At 61.4% G+C, this 17,055-nt stretch carries 18 protein-coding genes and 1 pseudogene; 2 read left to right on the top strand and 17 right to left on the bottom strand.

Annotated elements, in window-relative coordinates; all coding sequences use genetic code 11:
- Nucleotides 1-123 precede the first annotated feature (123 nt).
- From QWI75_RS08475 to recG, 3 genes are read right to left on the bottom strand one after another with little or no spacing between them, the layout of a single operon-like run.
- Nucleotides 124-1,083: a Ppx/GppA phosphatase family protein gene (locus tag QWI75_RS08475; RefSeq protein ID WP_289268263.1), complete on the bottom strand. Its 960-nt coding sequence runs from the start codon at nucleotides 1,081-1,083 to the stop codon at nucleotides 124-126.
- Nucleotides 1,080-1,403, bottom strand: a complete 324-nt coding sequence (locus tag QWI75_RS08470; RefSeq protein WP_289268262.1) for a hypothetical protein — start codon at nucleotides 1,401-1,403, stop codon at nucleotides 1,080-1,082. Before QWI75_RS08470 ends, QWI75_RS08475 begins: the two co-directional genes overlap by 4 nt.
- A 45-nt stretch (nucleotides 1,404-1,448) precedes the next feature.
- Nucleotides 1,449-4,016, bottom strand: a complete 2,568-nt coding sequence (recG, locus tag QWI75_RS08465; protein WP_289268261.1) for an ATP-dependent DNA helicase RecG — start codon at nucleotides 4,014-4,016, stop codon at nucleotides 1,449-1,451.
- A gap of 221 nt (nucleotides 4,017-4,237) precedes the next feature.
- On the opposite strand from recG, the gene QWI75_RS08460 reads away from it, so the two are divergent.
- Nucleotides 4,238-5,701 carry a peptidase MA family metallohydrolase gene (locus tag QWI75_RS08460; protein WP_289268260.1) on the top strand — a complete coding sequence of 488 codons (1,464 nt, stop codon included), beginning with the start codon at nucleotides 4,238-4,240 and terminating at the stop codon, nucleotides 5,699-5,701.
- Nucleotide 5,702: 1 nt separating this feature from the next.
- On the opposite strand, the gene QWI75_RS08455 is transcribed toward QWI75_RS08460, so the two are convergent.
- Complete coding sequence (locus tag QWI75_RS08455) at nucleotides 5,703-6,563, bottom strand: PQQ-binding-like beta-propeller repeat protein (protein ID WP_289268259.1); 861 nt, start codon at nucleotides 6,561-6,563, stop codon at nucleotides 5,703-5,705.
- A 243-nt stretch (nucleotides 6,564-6,806) separates the two neighbouring features.
- Nucleotides 6,807-7,208 carry a thiol-disulfide oxidoreductase DCC family protein gene (locus QWI75_RS08450; protein WP_289268258.1) on the bottom strand — a complete coding sequence of 134 codons (402 nt, stop codon included), beginning with the start codon at nucleotides 7,206-7,208 and terminating at the stop codon, nucleotides 6,807-6,809.
- A gap of 110 nt (nucleotides 7,209-7,318) precedes the next feature.
- Between QWI75_RS08450 and QWI75_RS08445 the strand changes: the two genes are divergently transcribed.
- Nucleotides 7,319-7,729 carry a hypothetical protein gene (locus QWI75_RS08445; protein ID WP_289268257.1) on the top strand — a complete coding sequence of 137 codons (411 nt, stop codon included), beginning with the start codon at nucleotides 7,319-7,321 and terminating at the stop codon, nucleotides 7,727-7,729.
- Here the strand turns inward: QWI75_RS08445 and QWI75_RS08440 are convergent.
- The 12 genes and pseudogenes from QWI75_RS08440 to QWI75_RS22750 form a co-directional block, all read right to left on the bottom strand.
- Entirely contained in the window at nucleotides 7,671-8,690 is a 1,020-nt protein-coding gene (locus QWI75_RS08440) for a class I SAM-dependent methyltransferase (protein WP_289268256.1), read from the bottom strand. The genes QWI75_RS08445 and QWI75_RS08440 overlap by 59 nt on opposite strands.
- A gap of 86 nt (nucleotides 8,691-8,776) precedes the next feature.
- The gene (locus tag QWI75_RS08435) at nucleotides 8,777-9,214 is read right to left on the bottom strand and encodes a hypothetical protein (RefSeq protein ID WP_289268255.1); all 438 of its coding nucleotides are present in this window, start codon (nucleotides 9,212-9,214) and stop codon (nucleotides 8,777-8,779) included.
- Nucleotides 9,211-10,032 (bottom strand): tetratricopeptide repeat protein, encoded by an 822-nt coding sequence (locus QWI75_RS08430; RefSeq protein WP_289268254.1) that lies wholly within the window; start codon nucleotides 10,030-10,032, stop codon nucleotides 9,211-9,213. The genes QWI75_RS08435 and QWI75_RS08430 overlap by 4 nt, the downstream gene beginning before the upstream one ends.
- A gap of 11 nt (nucleotides 10,033-10,043) precedes the next feature.
- Nucleotides 10,044-10,643 (bottom strand): MBL fold metallo-hydrolase, encoded by a 600-nt coding sequence (locus QWI75_RS08425; protein WP_289268253.1) that lies wholly within the window; start codon nucleotides 10,641-10,643, stop codon nucleotides 10,044-10,046.
- A 17-nt stretch (nucleotides 10,644-10,660) separates the two neighbouring features.
- Entirely contained in the window at nucleotides 10,661-10,903 is a 243-nt protein-coding gene (locus QWI75_RS08420) for a hypothetical protein (RefSeq protein ID WP_289268252.1), read from the bottom strand.
- A gap of 34 nt (nucleotides 10,904-10,937) precedes the next feature.
- Complete coding sequence (locus QWI75_RS08415) at nucleotides 10,938-11,465, bottom strand: peroxiredoxin family protein (protein WP_289268251.1); 528 nt, start codon at nucleotides 11,463-11,465, stop codon at nucleotides 10,938-10,940.
- Nucleotides 11,466-11,759: 294 nt separating this feature from the next.
- On the bottom strand, nucleotides 11,760-12,254 hold the full coding sequence (locus QWI75_RS08410) for a lasso peptide biosynthesis B2 protein (protein ID WP_289268250.1): 495 nt from the start codon (nucleotides 12,252-12,254) through the stop codon (nucleotides 11,760-11,762).
- A 164-nt stretch (nucleotides 12,255-12,418) separates the two neighbouring features.
- Nucleotides 12,419-13,861 carry an amidophosphoribosyltransferase gene (purF, locus tag QWI75_RS08405; protein ID WP_289268249.1) on the bottom strand — a complete coding sequence of 481 codons (1,443 nt, stop codon included), beginning with the start codon at nucleotides 13,859-13,861 and terminating at the stop codon, nucleotides 12,419-12,421.
- Between the two features lie 70 nt (nucleotides 13,862-13,931).
- Nucleotides 13,932-16,166, bottom strand: a complete 2,235-nt coding sequence (purL, locus tag QWI75_RS08400; protein ID WP_289268248.1) for a phosphoribosylformylglycinamidine synthase subunit PurL — start codon at nucleotides 16,164-16,166, stop codon at nucleotides 13,932-13,934.
- Nucleotides 16,163-16,413, bottom strand: a pseudogene (locus tag QWI75_RS22755) (type II toxin-antitoxin system RelE/ParE family toxin). Before QWI75_RS22755 ends, purL begins: the two are co-directional and overlap by 4 nt.
- A gap of 32 nt (nucleotides 16,414-16,445) precedes the next feature.
- Nucleotides 16,446-16,658: a hypothetical protein gene (locus tag QWI75_RS08395; RefSeq protein WP_289268247.1), complete on the bottom strand. Its 213-nt coding sequence runs from the start codon at nucleotides 16,656-16,658 to the stop codon at nucleotides 16,446-16,448.
- Nucleotides 16,659-16,723: 65 nt separating this feature from the next.
- Complete coding sequence (locus QWI75_RS22750) at nucleotides 16,724-17,029, bottom strand: DUF433 domain-containing protein (protein ID WP_370693557.1); 306 nt, start codon at nucleotides 17,027-17,029, stop codon at nucleotides 16,724-16,726.
- Nucleotides 17,030-17,055: the final 26 nt, after the last annotated feature.

Raw genomic sequence — 17,055 nt, 5'->3', positions numbered from 1 at the left:
CAGTTCAGGGCAGCCTGGTCGCCCTGCTGAAAGGGACAACCAAGCGAGCGCGGCTTTGCATTCCTTCTCCTTCTGAGGGTCCATGCTTCGTCTGACTCCAATCCTTGTAAGTCAGGACATCGGTCATCGTCTGATCATCCGGACTGCCAGATCGGTCAGCACTCCCTCGCGTAGCCCTAGGTCGCTCACCAGAACGCTCGGCATGCCTAGCGTTTCCATCACCGTGCGGAGAATGATCGTGCCGGACACGATGACTTCCTCGCGGCCACGTTCGAGGCCGGGCAGCCCAATCCTTTGTGCTTTGGTCCGGCTGAGCAGCGTCTGCTCAATCTGCTGGACGGTGGCGAGCGTCAATCGATAATTGTGGATCCTGGCCGGTTCGTAGGCCGGGAGTTGCTGCGCCATCGCAGCGAGCGACGTAATCGTGCCGGCCGTGCCGACAAACGTAAGGCCGGATAGTCTCGGCATGCCGGCAACGGCTGCCTCCGTTTCCTTTCGGACCCAGTCCCTCGCCTGTTCCACTTCCTCGACCGTCGGTGGATCGTGATGGAGCAGCCGTTCGGACAGACGCACCACCCCAATGTCGATCGAACGGATAGTCGGCTGTTGCCCCGGCCGGTCGAGGATGAATTCCGTGCTCCCGCCCCCGATGTCGAGTGCCAGCATGTCCGCCACGCCGGCCGGCAATCCTGAGCGAATGCCGAGCATGGTCCGGCGGGCTTCCTCCTCTCCCGAAATCAGCTCGACTTCAAGGCCGGTCTCCTTCTTGACCAGGTCCAGAAACTCGTCGCGGTTGACTGCATCACGCACGGCGCTGGTCGCCACGACCGCCACCCCGTCCGGCCGGTACGCCTCCAGCACCCCGCTCCATTCTTTCAGGGTCTCGACGACCCTCGCCATTGCCTCGGACGCCAGCCTCCGAGTCTGATCCACTCCCTGTCCGAGGCGGAGAATCCGGCGGTCGGACCGCAGCTCATGCAACCGCCCTTGTTCATCCAAGCGCGCGATCAAAAGCCGGCATGTCAAGGTGCCGACATCGACGCCGGCGAGGATGAGCCCCGCCCTCTCACGCTGATCGGTCATTCCATGCTCCGGATGCTGTCCATGTCCGCCTCGATCCGCGCCCCTTGGTCGCGCAGCTTGCGAACCTCTTCGATCCATGCGGTAATTTCTCGATCCGTCTTGATCGCGTCCAGCGTGCTCCCCTGCTCGGTCAGCCGAACGGTCCGTTCCCCGATATCCTCGTGCACTTGATCCAGTTGATCTTGAATCTTTCGCAGTTCCAATCGCAGCTTGAGCAACTCGGACTCCTCCATGGCCCGGTTGGCGGCCTCGGCCGTCCCCTGCCGGAGCGTGGCCCATCCTGCCTTCAGATCCAACTTCAGACGTTGCAACAGACCCATCGCCGTTCCTTACTCTGCCATGAACCCGTTATCCAAAACTTTTGGTTACCCCACGTCGCCGAGGGCCAGTTTCGCCTGCCACCGTCGCAACATGGCGTTCCGCAGCGGTTGATGCTCGGGCGTCGATAACCCCGGATCTTGCTCCAGGAGCGCGAAGGCCTCCTTCCGCGCCTGCTCCAACAGCGCTGCATCGCGTATGAGGTTGGCGACGCGAAAATCCGGGAGCCCCCATTGGCGCGTGCCGAACAGTTCCCCCGGCCCGCGAATCCGAAGGTCCTCCTCCGCGATCACGAACCCATCAGTCGAACGGAGCAAGGCGTCCAACCGCTGCCGGGCCGGTGAAACCTGATCGTGCGGTTGCCCCGCAGCGCCTCGGCTACCCATGTGCGACCCTGCAGCCCCGCTGAGAAGCAAGCAGTAGGACTGTTGCGCGCCTCGTCCCACCCGCCCGCGTAATTGATGCAACTGGGCCAGGCCGAATCGCTCGGCATGTTCGATGACCATGACCGAGGCATTCGGCACGTCCACTCCCACCTCGATGACGGTCGTCGCAACCAGCACCTGGATCCGGCCGGCCTTGAAGGCCGACATCGTCGCGGTTCGTTCCTCCGTCTTCAATCGGCCATGGACCAGGCCCACGTGATAATCCGCGAACTCCTCTTGTTGGAGACGCTCGGCCGCCTGCATCGCCGCCTCCAGATCAACCTTCTCGGATTCCTCGACCAGCGGATACACGACATAGGCCTGTCGGCCGGCCCTGATCTCGTCTCGAACCACCTGATAGGCCCGGCGCCGCTGGGATTGATGAAAGGCCAGGGTGCGAATGGGTTTGCGGCCCGGCGGCAAGCTGTCGATGACCGACACGTCCAAATCGCCATAGACGGTCATCGCGAGGGTCCGTGGAATCGGCGTGGCGGTCAGGACCAGCACATCCGGCTGGTACCCCTTCTCGGTCAGGGTCTTTCGCTGCATCACGCCGAACCGATGCTGCTCATCGATCACGACCAGGCCCAACCGGGCAAATCGGACGGTTGATTGGACCAACGCATGGGTTCCGATGACGACCTGCGCCCGGCCGTCGGCAATCTGCTCCAGCCGCTCCTTGCGCAGCTTCCCCCGCTCCTTGCCGCACAAGAGGACACAGGACAGCCCCAGGCGATCGAGGAGCCCCGTGAGATTCAGATAGTGTTGCTCTGCCAGCAGTTCGGTCGGGACCATCAAGGCCGCCTGGTGGCCGGACGCACAGGCGGCCACCAGCGCGTGGAGCGCCACCACCGTCTTCCCGCTGCCGACATCGCCTTGGAGCAGCCGGTTCATGGGATGAGGCGAGGCCATGTCCTCGAAAATGTCCCGGATCACCCGTTCCTGCGCCACGGTCAGTCGAAACGGCAGGATGGATCGCAGCCGTTGCACCATCGCCGGAGCCGCCTGGCTGCGGAGCAGTTTCTGCTCGCGCTGCACTCCGCGATGCCGGTCTGCGAGCGCCAATTCAAGCAGGAAGAGTTCTTCGAACGCCAGTCGCCGATGGGCGGGACTGACGCCCCGGTCCAGTTCCTCCAGCCGCACCGGCTCCACCGGACGGTGCGCCCATCGGAGCGCATCGGGCATCGCCATAAGCTTCTGTCTTGCCTCAATCGAGTGTGGAAGGATATTGACGACATCCGCCAAGCTGTCGTGAAGCACGTGATCGATCAGCACCCGCATCTGGCGCGAAGTCCAGCCGCGGGTCTCATGATAGATCGGCACGATACGGCCGATATGCAGGGTGCGTGGACTCGTCGAATTGACCGAAGCCGCTGGATTGACCGAATCGATCCGCTCGTACTCCTCGACTTCCATACGGAGATCCATCCAACCGCTCCGCCCCATGACAACCCGGCCGAGCAACAGCACGGGAGTGCCGACCGCCAACTGCTCTTCCAGGTAAGGTTGATTGAAGAACAGGGCCAGGAGCCGGCCGGTCGCATCCTCGACCGTAACTTCCAGAATCGACAGCCGCCGCTGGGGGATCTTCTTGAGATGCGTTCTCCAGACCGTCCCGCAAATGATCCCGCGAGACCCGGGGGTCAGCCGGTTGATGCGGGTCAATCGAGACCGGTCTTCATACCGCCAAGGGAGAGACCAGAGCAGGTCCTCCACGGTGACAATGCCCAATCGAGCCAGGAGGGCGGCCCGTTTGGGACCCACCCCCTTGAGAAACTGCACGGCCCGCTCCCAGAGGGGCCGCCGATCTCCGACCGGTTTGGTTGAAGAGGTTGGCCTGGTCGTCGGAGGCGACGCAGTTCCTCCTTGAGCGACCTCGACCCGCTCCGACGCCAACTGCCGCAACAGCATCCTCGCCCGCTGGACGCGGCGCTTGCGCTCTTCCGCATCGGAGGTCTGATCGAAATCCTGGAAGAGTTGTCTCAGGACCAGCAGGTTGATCTCCACCGGCACGGCATGCGGGCCCCGCGCCAGCGCTTGCAAGACCTGCTCGCAGACAAAGGGCCCCAGGCTTTTCACTCCATGGACATGGGCATAGTTGTCGCGCGCGGCGAATTCGATCGGCCGGCTCAGCCGCTGAAGAATATCTTTGAACTCGGTTGCGGACGCTGGCGCTGTGGGGGGCTGCACCGGGTACTTCCAGGAGCCTGGGTCTCAACCGTTTGGGTAGAAGCGGCATCGTAGCATAGGGTCGGAGGCGGCACAACGAGACCACCCGCGACATGTGGGAGGATTGCGCAGGGAGCCGGCCGTTCTCTCAATTCGGAGATTTGTTCGACAGGCGAAGAAACATTGCTACACTACGGCACAGATCCGTAGTGGACCGTTGAAATACGATTTTGACATCCCTCATGTATCGACGGAACATTTCGCATCTCCTCAGTTCGGTGGGGATCGCTCTGGCCCTGTTCGTCGTCTATCAGGCGTGGTTCAAGCCGGTCTATCTTCCACCCTCCCAACCGATTTCCACTCCGTCGTCCACGGCCGACAAGGCGAAGCCTGAGTCGCCCCCTCCTCCCTCCCAGATCGAGCAGGATCAAGTCCGCGAACAACGGAGACAGATGCGCCTGCTCGCTCCCGGCAATCCGCCCCCCGATCACCGGTACGCCAATCTCTTGCAAGAAGCCCAGGAAGAGTTGGAGAAGCACCAGGCCGGCGGCGCGCAAGCCAAACTGATGGAGTTACCGCCGACAGCCTTGGCGGAGGCCAAGGTCGCGCGGTATGCGGCGGCGCTCTGGAATAACCTCGGCTTGGAACATGAGCGGACCGGGGATACAAAGGCGGCGGCCCAGGCGTACGCCAAGGCCGTCTCGATTGAACCGGGCAACCGAATAGCCTTGCTGAATCTGGCCCATGCCTACTGGGCCCAGCGCGACCCGCAGCTCACAACGGATTTTCTTGAGCGCCTTATCGGCCTTGCGCCGGATGAGCCGTTTCCCCACCTGGCCATGGCGGACCTGCTCCAGGAGCAGGACCGGCTCGCGGATGCGGCTCAACATCTGGACCAGGCCGCCAGCCGGGCCCAGCAGGACCCCAGCCTGCGCTCCTATCTGCAAGCGGTGACCGCCAAGGTGAAACGGACGGTGCAGGTCGAACAGCAGTTCACGGCCCAATCGTCCGCCCACTTCACCGTGAAATGGGATGGAGAAGAAGATCAGACTACCTGGATGGCGGTGCTGGATATCCTCGAAGAGGCCTACCGGGACATCGGGCAGCGTCTGGGCTATTTCCCGCAGAGACCGATCATCGTCGTGCTCCACACCAAAGCCACCTTTCAAGGAGCCACGGGCAGCCCGGCCTGGGCGGATGGGCTTTTCGACCCCGTGTTGGGGCGCATTCACATCCCCACCCAAGGGGCGCTGACGGACCTACCCTGGTTGACCCGGGTGGTGCGGCATGAATTCGTCCATGCGTTGCTGCACGAGCGGCTGGGGTTGGAAGCCGGCAGCCTGCCGACCTGGCTTAACGAAGGGCTTGCGATGCACCTGGCCGGTGACCCCTGGCCGGATCTCGATGAGGTGCTGAGCGGCGTCGCCGCCGGAGAGATCACGCTGATCCCCTTGAACATGCTGGAAGGGGGCTGGGGCCGATTTCCCGGTGAACTGGCTCTGGTCGCGTATCTGGAGGGCAATTCGGCGACAGGTTATCTGATCGACCGCTTCGGAATGGAGAAAGTCAGGGAACTACTCACCGCCCTCAAATCGCGCGAACCCATCTCCGGAGCGATCCAGGACCGCCTCTACCTTCCCTACGATCAGTTCCAACGCCAGTGGGTCGAGTCGATCAATGCCAGGCTGAGCAAAGCCAAGGGATAAGTCACCGGTAGACAGCGCCACTCTCCTCTTCTATCGTGCCGACACTCCATGCCCACAGCTTGCCAAGGCGAGACGGGCGAACCGGCCAGCCAGGAATGAGCTGCGCCCGCTCCGGCTCCTCTCCGCTCACCTCATCGATCACGTCGCTGGTGGACAGCCGGTCCGTCCAGACCAACTCCTCGGTGTCCCGGTCGTAGGATCGGACGATCACTTCATAGTCTCGATTGTCCGTGTCCGCCTCGGTCCGATCGGCTTGTGAGTCCAACGCCACCCGCTCCGACTGTTCCTTCTTTGGCGTGAACAACTGCCGCCAGACCGGCTGGCCGCTGAGGCGGTCCACGGCCTGCACGATCAGGCTCGATTCGACCGTTGGGACTGTCGCGTCCCCGACAGGTCGCACGAAGGAATGCGACCACATTCCGGCGCTGGTGTGTTGGCGCGGATCGCCGCTGTCCGTGGTGACAAAGTTAAGATTGCCCTGCCACAGATAGGCGCCACTCCGCGCGTCATACACGCGCATGGGAAATTCCGTGATCGTCCGCGAGTCCAGATAGGCCGCGCCGGCAAACACCCGATCGCCCTTCGATTCCGGTTTCGTCGGATCCTCACCCACCACGTTCAGATCGAATCGTTCCTCGGAGAGCAGGTCTCCTGTCTCGGCGTCATACGTACGAATGCGGATCAGTGATGTCTTGCCTCGCTGGTACCCGAACCCCACCGCGACCACACGGGCGGGCATCGTTCCTTTATGAACGGAATCCGGATTGGTTTGAGAATTGAAGGCCGAGAGGGGAGCTTGTCCCGCCCACAGGGTAGCCGGCAGCAGAACCAGGGCGGGGAGGACCGTGAGCCAGTTCCGCATAGCCGACGCCTTTCTGTTTGGAGTTGTCCCAAAGGCCATAGTGTCTATCGAGCCATCCATTGAATGGGAATGAGGCTCAGTGTGCGCGTACGCGACGCGCACGGTAAATTCCACCGAGGTACGTTCTCCACCTAGAAAGAGCTATGGGTCCGTGGCTCGCCCGAAGGCTGGATGGAACACCTCGACCGGCTATCTTGGAAATTCCTCAAAAGTACGGGGGAAGCAGTGGCGACATGAACCGAGTCAGGCCGCATCAGAGGGCTTGACCGCGCCGAACCATCGATAACGGTGGCGGGCAAATAAGCGATAGGCCAACCGGGCGATTGGCCGGATCGGAGGAAGCTTTAACAACCTCGCGAGGAATCGACCTTTTTCCAAGTGAGGCAGCAGCTCGATGAACGCGTCAAGCCCCCGGTACAGGGTCCCGTCCGCGGCGACAAGCACCGCCACATCGGGGCGGGACGGCCGTGGAAGATCGCCCAACCATGGTTCCGCCTCCTGGCTCTGATAGGGCACGTAGGCGATCCGATGCCCGTCCTTCTCGCGCCACCGTTGAAGATGGGTCTTGGCGGCCATGCAGACACGGCATTCGCCGTCGTAGATCAGGATACATTCCCGGGAGGGTCGCGGCCGTTCGGATGGCATGATTCAGCATGGCAGACCGGTCCATCGATCCGCAAGCCTCCGGCGCGAGCCGCTGTTGATCGAGTCGCCAATACCTTGCGGCAAGCGAGCCATCCCAGTAGCATGCGGACATGGCAACCAGGCATGTGGTGATGGCGGTTTTGGCGGCATTGATGGTGACGGCCGGCTTGGTGCGGGTCAATACACCAGCCCCGGCCGACCAGGCTCAGCTCGCGTTGACGATGTGGAATATGTTCCTCTTCGGCATCCCGACCCTGTTGATCGGGGCCCTGTTGGCACGACAACGGTGGGCGCTGATGGCCGCGGTGATCTATGGGACGGTGGGACTGGCCCTGGATATCTCCACGCTCGTGTACGTGCTGACTCACGAGACGGCAGGGAGGTTCTACGGCTCGGCAGTCGGCCTGTCCGGGCTGCTGAATTTCCTCTTGATTGCCTTCGGCGGCAAGGGATTCCTCTCCGTCATCGACTCAGGGACGCTTCCAAAAGGCCGCCCTCCCAGTCACCCGTCCCCTTCTTGATCGGGATCGTGCGGACCCGCCTGAACCCAGCCTGCCGCAGCCATCCCGCCGTTTCCGACAGCGAATAGGTGTTGCCCCGCTCGGTGCAGAGCAGCATCGTCCCGGCAAACAGGTTGGCCTCCGCCGGATATAGCCCCTCTCGATCCAGGAGGAACGCATCCTGAATGATCAGGCGCCCTCCCGGGGTCAGGATGGGCACTAATCGTTTGAACAGAGCCTGGTTGTCTTCCGGGGAGTAAATGTGCAGGACATTCGAATACCAGATGACGTCATATTGTCCGGGCACATCGGCTTCCATGAAGTTCAACGGGAGATAGGAAAGCCGGGCGCCGCCCTTGTGAGTGGCGGCGATTTCACGCGCGACCTCCAAGGCCGGAGCCCGATCGCACAAGGTGGCTTGCAAGCGGGGATGCCGCGCGAGAAATTCCAGCGCATAGGTGCCGGGGCCGCCGCCCAGATCCAGCAGAGTCTTGACTCCTTTTAACGGCACTTGGACCACCACGCGAGGAGCGGGTTCCACCGCTCGATGGTGCATGGCCCAACTGAACTGGCGGCGATAGGCCGGATCGTCGGGGCTCGTATCCGGATCGACCTCGCGCCCGGTGCGCACCGATTCAGTCAATTGTGACCAGTTCGCCCAACCCTCCCGCAGCAGCTCGACATAGGCCTGCCGGTGATGGGGGCTCTTGGCATTGAGTTCGACGGCGGCCAGCCGGCTGCTCCGATACCGGCCCCCTTTTTTGATCAAGAGGCCGGCGCTCGCCAGGTTTCGGCAGAGGATGTTCAAGCCCCGTTCGCTTGCCGCCACCTGCTTGGCGAGGTCCGGGATCGACCAGGTCCCTGTTCCGATGTGGGTGAACAGATCCAGGTCCAGCGCCGTCAGGATCAGACGAGGCAGGCGATAGCCGTTGACCGCATCACGAAAGTCTTCGAACGTCCGGATGGTAGGCAGAGGCTTCATGCGAACACCCTCTCAGAACGGCCTGATGAAACAAACCATTCCAGCCTGCATGGAAGAGTGAATTGGAGCTGCGTTTACGAGGAGGCTCATAGGCGGAGCTGCTGCCGGCACCAACGGAGCAGATCGAACACCGCCTCGGGTTTCTGATAATCCACCGGCCGGGAGAACTGCACGGCGACGAAATGTTCGTTGATGTCCGTGCGCTCGGCAAACCCCGATTGCAGCAACAGCGGGCGGTACTTGGACACGGTGCGGTTCATCAAGGTCTTGGCCTGCTTCGCCAGCTCGTCGGTCGGGAGATCCTCGCAGGTGCCTTCGGAGAGCAGGCTTTTCAAGTCCTCCAGATCCATTCCGGTTTGGCAGATGAGCTGCCCGTCCGGCGACAATTCCAGCATCCACCCATCCGCGTTCAAGTCCAAGGCAAGCGCGCCGCCCGGCTCCAGCTCATAGAGCGCCGGCTCGGCCTGGACCAACCTGGTCCGCACCTGGTCCCAATCGAATGTTTGAGAAGACCCGTGGCTCATGCCAAAGACCCTGTGCCCGACTTGCGTGGGTCGACCGACGCCCTGGTGAGCCGCTGTCTGAGCACCTGCAACCGGATCGTATTCTCTTCCAACTTGGGCAACCGATATTTCCGATCCATGGCAACGACCCGCTCCAGCAATTCCGCCGCCTCCTGCAAATGGCCCTGTTCCTCGTGGCACTGCGCCATCACATACCGGGCCCCACCCGCGCGCAATTCATCGCGATGACGCTCGGCCATCGCCAGGCTGGTTTGGCAACAGGCCAGGGCTTCTTCGTAGCGCTTCTGAGCCAGATAGGTGCGGCCTTTCATCCGCCAGGCGTCCGCAATTCCGCCTGGGTTCCCTACCCGCTGCATCAGCACCAGCGATTGCTCATAATAGTCGAGGGCGCCGGCCAGATCGCCCGTTTCCCTCGCGACCAGCCCCAAATCGGACAACAGGATCGCCTTGGCCGCGGCGTCCTTGGTCCGGTTCATGATATCCAGCGCTTCCAGGTAATAGGCCCGCGCCCGGTCCCATTCTCCCGCATCCGCGCGCAGGTTGCCGAGGTTGGCCAAGGTCGTGCCGATTCCCCGTTCGTCCCCGAGTATCTTTTGCAGCTCCAGGACCTCAAGGTAATAGGCCTGAGCCGGATCCCGCCGCCCGCTGACGGCACAGATGTTTCCCAGATTCCCCAGGGTGGCGACCAACGAGCGCCGATCCCCGCTGAACCGATCGAACTCCAGCGCCTTCATGTAACAGGTATAGGCTTCGGTATAGCGTCCCGCGGCAAAGTATTCGTTTCCCCGCCGATTGAGTTCTTCGGATGAGGTGTGCATGGGGCCGCCGTTCAGGAGTTGAGGCAGGCTTCTACGGCCGTCTTGGCGCCGGTCACCAGCGACATGCCGTCGCCGACAAGGATCGTATCGAATTGGTATTTCAACAGCCGGCGTAATCCGTCCTTGGCCAGATGCGGATCAGCGTATTTCTCGGCCGGGAGCATGGACAATGCACCGGCCGGCTTCCCAATCAAGGCATCGCCGACGATGATGATGCCCCCGCCCTGTTGGATAAACAGGGCGCATTCCCCGGGGGATTTCTGATCCCGCAGATGTACGGCCCAGATGCCCCCCGGCAAAAGTTCCCCGTCCTTGTAGGTCCGGGTCGCTTTCACATCCATCTGGGGCGCATCGAGCTCCGGCACATAGAGTTGGCACTGCCATTCTCTTTGATAAACGGCGGCCTCGCGAAGATGGTCGCGGTTGGTCACGACGATGTAATCGATCCGGCCGCCCCGCCTCAATTGGCCCGCCTCTTCAGGGGCCAGCGGAGGGGGGTCCACCACGATCCGGTGTTCGCCGACGGCGAGCAGGAGGCCGTTGAAATCGAGCTGTTTCTCCGGTGAAAACCACGACCACTGCCAGACGTTGGGAAGAATCGGTTTCAGCATGGCGTGATGTCGGCCGTTCACCCGAGCGACGCCACGGCGTCCTGCACGATCTTGGTGACCTTGGCGCGGATGTCCTGCTCGGCCGCCAGATCGATGATGTCGTCTTCCGGCACCGTGATGAACTTGCGGTTGGCTCCCTTGGTGAGGGAAATCAGGAACATGCTGTTCGAAGGCGCCGTCGGAATCACCACCTGCACCGCCGGATCGACTCCCCGCACCAGATCCAGAAACTGTTGTTTGCCCTCATCCGTCTCGCTCATCTGTTCCCTTTCGCGCCGCTCGACAGCCCAATTCTCAGGCCCCGCCGCTTGCGAGCAGTTTCTCGACCTCCTGGAGGATCACGTCGGCCCCGGCCAAATCCATATTCCCCACCCGTTGCCAGCGGATCACCCCTTGCGGATCGATGACGTAGACGTTCGGGATGAACTTGCCTCCGCCATAGAGCTTATCCGTGACTTTTTTAGGATCGAGCAGATAGGGATAGGTGACCTTGACCGGGAACTGAGCCAGGAACTCCATCACATCGTTTTTCGAATTTCCCGACGAATTCACGCCGATGACCGCCACGTTCTTGCCCCTGGTCCCTTCATAGACCTTTTGCAGGTTCGTGCCCTGCATCAGGCAGGGCTCGCAAATGTGAAAGAGCCCCAGCACCACCACTTTTCCACGAAGGCTTTCGAGCGAGACGGCCTCTCCGTTGAGCGACGTCAGGCTGAACGAAGGCGCCGTCTCTCCGATCTTGAAGAAGCCGGCGGCCAAGACGAGTGGCGCCGTGACGAGCGACACCAGCAGACTTATGATGATCCAGTGCGAACGTGTCATGATGGCCTCCATACCAAGCTTCGCTTGAGCCGGCGCCCCTTTTTCGTTTTATCGAATATGATGGCGCCGGAGAAATACCTCCAGTGGCTCTTCTCCTACTTTCCATACCAAGCTTCGCTTAAGCCGCGGGCTCTTCATCGCTTCTGAGTAATCTGACACCCGCGAAGAAACACCGCCAGCGATCCTTGTCTGTTTGGATCAGCGACTCGCTATCCTAGCACGATGAATTTTTGAGCGGCAACAACGAGGCGGGGGCTTCTCGTCCCGAATGCGAGAGCGACGGGGTGACGGACCTTACGCAGACAGAGAGGAATCCGGCCGGCCGATCGACGCAATGGCTTCCCGGCCGGCTGCTCCGTCGGGAGGAAACGAGAAGGTGACGGCAAACTGCGCCCACTGATTCGTCGATTCCAGCAAGGCGCGGTCCTCCATCAGCAGCCAGGCATGTCCGCCAAGTTGCGTGCCCTGCCGTTGGACGCCGCACTGAAAGCGAACGGGGAACCCGTAAGCCCGGGCCAGACGATACAACGCGACCGCCCGAGGCAAACAGTTGCCGTTGGGATTGGCGGGAAACAACGCCAACCAGCGGTCTGTGTAATAGGCCAGCTCGGTCAGGGTGGGGAGGTCCTGCTGCCGCGGCACAACATCACGATGCAGCCAGCGCAAGACCTGCGGCAGGCGGGCGACCCGAAGGCCGAGGCGCACAACCAGCAGTACTGCCGCGCTTCTGGCGATCAGCCTGATCCTTCTCCATGAGGTGAGAGCCTCCGGGATCATAATGGACAGCAAGGTTGTGTCGTGCGTGATTCTGCCGTGAGCACAGGAGCGACCGAAAGGCCACCGAATCGTAATCCGTCACCCGTCTACCGTGAAGGTGCAACAGCTTGGCACCGCGCCGTGTCTTCACAGACGGCTGACGAATAACGTTCGCCGCATGACGACCGTTGGACTGGTCAGTGGTGAGGCTCGAACAGCCCTAACTGCAACTCTTCCGCTTTCGTGAAGGGAATCGGATAGCGGTCGGTGAAACAGGCCGCACAATACCGTTCCGCCGAGGCCGGCGCGGCCTTGAGCATGCCGTCCAAACTCAAGTAGGCTACGCTGTCGGCCGTTACGTACTTGCGGATCTCCTCGACCGTGTGGCTGGAGCCTATCAGTTCCCGCTTGGTCGGCGTATCGATTCCATAAAAGCAGGGGGCGACGATCGGGGGCGAGCTGATTCGCATGTGGACTTCTTTAGCCCCGGCGTTCCGGAGCATCTTCACGATCTTGCGGCTCGTCGTCCCCCGGACGATGGAATCATCCACGACGACGACGCGCTTGCCTTCCAACACTTCCGGAATGGCATTGAGCTTGACCTTCACGCCGAAGTGGCGGATGGATTGCTCCGGCTCGATGAACGTACGGCCGACATAGTGGTTCCGCATGAGCCCGGTCTCGAACGGAATGCCCGATCCCTCCGAATACCCGAGCGCCGCCGGCACGCCGGAGTCCGGGACCGGCACCACCAAGTCGGCGGCAACCCAAGCTTCCTGCGCCAGTTGCCGGCCGAGGGCCTTCCGCACCTGATAGACCGCATGCCCTCCGCCGAAAATCCTGCTGTCCGGCCTGGCGAAATAGACGTATTCAAACACGCACATCGCCGAATTGGCCGGGGCGAACGGACGATAACTCGCGACCTTTTTTTCGTTGATCACGACCAGCTCGCCCGGCTCGATCTCCCGCACATATTCCGCGTCCAACAGATCGAAGGCGCAGCTTTCGGAGGCCACCATCCAACTATCTCGCACCTGACCGAGACAGAGCGGCCGGAAGCCGTGGGGATCGCGCACCGCCATCAACCCTTCGTCGGTCATCAGCACGAGCGAGTAGGCGCCCCGCACCTGGCTCAGCGCGTCCACCACCCGCGCGAGCAATGTATCGGCCCGCGAATGGGCGATCAGATGGATGATGACTTCGGTATCGGAGGTCGATTGAAAAATCGCGCCGTAGGCCTCCAGCTCGTTGCGCAACATCTGGGCGTTAATGAGGTTGCCATTGTGGGCGAGCGCGAGGTTGCCCAGCGCGAAATTGACGGTGAGCGGTTGGACGTTCTTGAAATCGCTGCCGCCGGCGGTCGAATAGCGGTTATGGCCGATCGCCATATGGCCGGGGAGTTGGGCCAGCACCGATTTGGAATAGATGTCCGCGACCAGCCCCTTGCCCTTTTGAACGTAAAAGTGCTGCCCGTCCGATGAGACGATGCCGGAGGCTTCTTGCCCGCGATGCTGCAGCGCGTACAGACCCAGATAGGCCAGGTTGGCAGCCTCGGGGTGGTTGAACACCCCGAAGACGGCGCACTCGTCGTGAAATTTATCGGGCGTGATCAGTTGCATATTCCCATCGTCATTCGCCATGCGTCACACGTCATACGGCACCCGCCAACGCTTTCCGATTGGCGGGGTGACGATCGACGGTTGACCCGCCTTACGTCCCTGTGAGCGCCCGTTCAATGGCATCGGCCCAGGTCTCGTATAAGGTTTCGACGGGAAGATCGATGCGGCAACCGGCGCCGGATTCAATCGGCAGCTCAATCGTCAGCCGCTCGCCCCCGACCTTTCCGATCACGGCTGCCGGCACTCCAGCCTGCTCCGCGGCGGACAACACGGCATCACGATGCTCCGGAGTGACGGAGAGCACGGCGCGAGACTGGCTCTCGCCGAACAATTGGGCATCACGTCTGAATTGGGAGCGGGGCAATTGTACCACAGCGCCGAGTCGAACCCCAGGGGAGGAAAGGCTGCATTCCGCCAGGGCCACGGCTAGCCCCCCGTCCGAACAGTCGTGGGCGGACTGGATCAACCCCTCCCGGATCAGCCCGAGCAAACAGGTCTGTAAGGCCCGTTCTTTGTCCAAATGGAGCACCGGGGGACTCCCTTGCTCGCGTGCATGGACCACTTTGAGGTACTCGGTCCCTCCCAGATCTTCGCCGGTCTCGCCGAGCAGGATGATGTCGTCATCTACCTGCTTGAACCATTGCGTGACAGCCTGTTCAGCCCGGTCGATCACCCCCACCATGCCGATCATGGGCGTTGGATAAATCGACAGGCCGTTCGTTTCGTTGTACAGGCTCACGTTGCCGCTGACCACCGGGACGTTCAAGGCCTCGCAGGCGTCCTTGATGCCCTCAATACCGAGCACGAGCTGCCACATGATGTCGGGCCGCTCGGGATTGCCGTAATTCAAACAATCGGTGACGCCGATCGGTTCGGCCCCGGAGCAGACCAGATTGCGCGCGCATTCGGCCACAGCGATCTTGGCCCCTTCATAGGGATTCAGCAGGCAATAGCGGCTGTTGCAATCCACCGAAACAGCCAGGGCCTTCTCCGTTCCCTTCACCCTGATGACCGCCGCATCCGATCCGGGCCGCACCTGCGTGTTCGTCCGCACCATGTGGTCGTATTGTTCATAGACCCAGCGCTTGCTCGCGATGGTGGGCGAGCCGAGCAGGTCCAGCAGGACCTTGTTGGGATCGCTCACGTCGCGGATCGCGTCCCAGTTCACCATCTGGAGCATGTCCTGATAGGGAGGCTGGGCCCGGGGACGATCGTAACGAGGCCCCTCGTCGGCCAGGGCCTTGGCGGGGATGTCCGCCACGACCGTCCCGTTGTCCATGACGACGACGCGCCCCGTATCCGTCACCTTCCCGATCACCGCGACGTCCAGCTCCCATTTCTTGCAGATCCGGACGACGTCGTCCTCGCGGCCCGCCTTGGCGACCATTAACATGCGCTCTTGCGATTCCGACAACATGATCTCGTAGGGCGTCATCCCCGGCTCGCGGCGGGGGACATTCGCAAGCTCAATTTCCACGCCCGTCCCCTCCCGCGACGCCATTTCGCAGGACGAGCTGGTGAGGCCCGCCGCCCCCATGTCCTGAATCCCCACCAAGAGGTCCTGGTCCATGATTTCCATGCAGGCTTCGAGCAGAAGCTTTTCGGTAAATGGATCGCCCACCTGCACGGTGGGACGTTTCTGCTGAGCTTGGTCGTCGAATGAGTCCGACGCCATCGTGGCCCCGTGAATCCCGTCCCGCCCGGTCTTCGACCCGACATAGATCAAGGGATTGCCGACACCGGCCGCCTTGCCGAGAAAAATCCGGTCCTTCCGCGCGATCCCGAGGCAAAAGACGTTGACGAGCGGGTTGAGCGTATAGATGTCATTGAAAACCGTTTCACCGCCCACCGTCGGCACGCCCATACAGTTGCCGTAGCCCGCGATCCCCGAAACGACCCCCTTCATGAGGTGGCGGTTCTTCGGATTCTCGAGCCCGCCGAAACGCAGCGAATCCAACAGGGCCACCGGCCTGGCGCCCATCGTAAAGATGTCCCGCAGGATGCCGCCGACTCCGGTCGCGGCTCCCTGATAGGGTTCGATGAACGAGGGATGGTTGTGCGATTCCATCTTGAAGACCCCGCAGAGCCCGTCGCCGATGTCCACCGCGCCCGCGTTCTCGCCCGGCCCCTGCACCACCCTCGGTCCCGTCGTGGGGAGCTTCTTGAGATGAATGCGCGAGCTCTTGTACGAGCAATGTTCCGACCACATGGCCGAGAACATGCCCAGCTCGGTCAGGTTCGGCTCCCGCCCGAGAATCTCGACGATCTTCTTGTATTCCTCCTCCGTCAGCTTATGCTGCACGAGGAGGTCTTTGGTGATGATCATTCGGTCACATCCCACTGGCCCGGTTCATAATGCCTCATCAAATCCCGGCTTGAGTGAATAACAGCTTCAATGTAGCAGGTGTCTTGGCGAATTTCGTAGATGATGCGGTATGCCCCATGAATCAACTCTCGAAGGTTCGGCAATTGGTATTCTGGCACCATCTTCCAAGAGATGGGTACTGTTTCAGCACGCGGGGGGCCTGAACCAATCGCTTCGAGAATCGCTCCGCATACCGCGGAGAATCCATAGCGATATATCTGACAATAACTTCTAGATCCCTTAACGCTGTCCCTGTCCAGACGACTTTAGCCACTGCTCCACCTTCTTTTCCGCCTCCTCTTGAGAAATAATGTCGCCGGCGTCCGCAGCGGCCATTCCACGTTCAATCTTTTCCCTGACGTAGATGTGATATTGAATATCTTCCCAGGTGCAATCTTCTGGAAGGGATTCCAACATCTTTCTCATCTCCTCCTTGACGGTGGCTTTACTCATAGTTCATCCTCCCAGATCGTCCACCAAACACCACCCTCCGCCAGTCTCACGAATAAAGGCAACGTCTATCTCATCGGATTTTCAAGAGGCCTGTTTAACTGCCGGCGGTATATGCTCGGCAACATGCGCGGCATACCGGAGCGCAGCCAGAATTGCTCGTTGGTGAGTGAATAGGCCTCCTGTACAGCGTCAAAGCTTTCACCGGCCGCGAGGGCTCCCACGACCGTGGCCACATCAATAATTCTGGTGCCCGTCAAGCAGGGCTTCCGAAGCGAATATTGGGATCCATCGAAATGCCAGGAAAGACTTCCATAGCACCTCCGCTCACATCCCTTGACACTGCCGATTCCTTGCCCTTGTTGCCTCTTCATTCTCAAGTTTTGCAAAGGAATCCATG

Origin of the sequence: Nitrospira tepida, from assembly GCF_947241125.1 — a bacterium.
Classification (GTDB): domain Bacteria; phylum Nitrospirota; class Nitrospiria; order Nitrospirales; family Nitrospiraceae; genus Nitrospira_G; species Nitrospira_G tepida.
The sequence above is the reverse complement of the archived record's forward strand: the minus strand, read 5'-3'. Positions and strand labels throughout refer to the sequence as shown.

What these genes read in the sequence shown, in the direction of transcription:
- QWI75_RS08425 (WP_289268253.1), bottom strand. Translation starts at nt 10,643, where the DNA reads ATGCTGAAACCGATTCTTCCCAACGTCTGGCAGTGGTCGTGGTTTTCA.
- purL (WP_289268248.1), bottom strand. Translation starts at nt 16,166, where the DNA reads ATGATCATCACCAAAGACCTCCTCGTGCAGCATAAGCTGACGGAGGAG.
- QWI75_RS22750 (WP_370693557.1), bottom strand. Translation starts at nt 17,029, where the DNA reads ATGAAGAGGCAACAAGGGCAAGGAATCGGCAGTGTCAAGGGATGTGAG.
- QWI75_RS08420 (WP_289268252.1), bottom strand. Translation starts at nt 10,903, where the DNA reads ATGAGCGAGACGGATGAGGGCAAACAACAGTTTCTGGATCTGGTGCGG.
- QWI75_RS08435 (WP_289268255.1), bottom strand. Translation starts at nt 9,214, where the DNA reads ATGAGCCACGGGTCTTCTCAAACATTCGATTGGGACCAGGTGCGGACC.
- QWI75_RS08430 (WP_289268254.1), bottom strand. Translation starts at nt 10,032, where the DNA reads ATGCACACCTCATCCGAAGAACTCAATCGGCGGGGAAACGAATACTTT.
- QWI75_RS08440 (WP_289268256.1), bottom strand. Translation starts at nt 8,690, where the DNA reads ATGAAGCCTCTGCCTACCATCCGGACGTTCGAAGACTTTCGTGATGCG.
- QWI75_RS08395 (WP_289268247.1), bottom strand. Translation starts at nt 16,658, where the DNA reads ATGAGTAAAGCCACCGTCAAGGAGGAGATGAGAAAGATGTTGGAATCC.
- QWI75_RS08450 (WP_289268258.1), bottom strand. Translation starts at nt 7,208, where the DNA reads ATGCCATCCGAACGGCCGCGACCCTCCCGGGAATGTATCCTGATCTAC.
- QWI75_RS08470 (WP_289268262.1), bottom strand. Translation starts at nt 1,403, where the DNA reads ATGGGTCTGTTGCAACGTCTGAAGTTGGATCTGAAGGCAGGATGGGCC.
- QWI75_RS08455 (WP_289268259.1), bottom strand. Translation starts at nt 6,563, where the DNA reads ATGCGGAACTGGCTCACGGTCCTCCCCGCCCTGGTTCTGCTGCCGGCT.
- QWI75_RS08445 (WP_289268257.1), top strand. Translation starts at nt 7,319, where the DNA reads ATGGCAACCAGGCATGTGGTGATGGCGGTTTTGGCGGCATTGATGGTG.
- purF (WP_289268249.1), bottom strand. Translation starts at nt 13,861, where the DNA reads ATGGCGAATGACGATGGGAATATGCAACTGATCACGCCCGATAAATTT.
- QWI75_RS08460 (WP_289268260.1), top strand. Translation starts at nt 4,238, where the DNA reads ATGTATCGACGGAACATTTCGCATCTCCTCAGTTCGGTGGGGATCGCT.
- QWI75_RS08415 (WP_289268251.1), bottom strand. Translation starts at nt 11,465, where the DNA reads ATGACACGTTCGCACTGGATCATCATAAGTCTGCTGGTGTCGCTCGTC.
- QWI75_RS08475 (WP_289268263.1), bottom strand. Translation starts at nt 1,083, where the DNA reads ATGACCGATCAGCGTGAGAGGGCGGGGCTCATCCTCGCCGGCGTCGAT.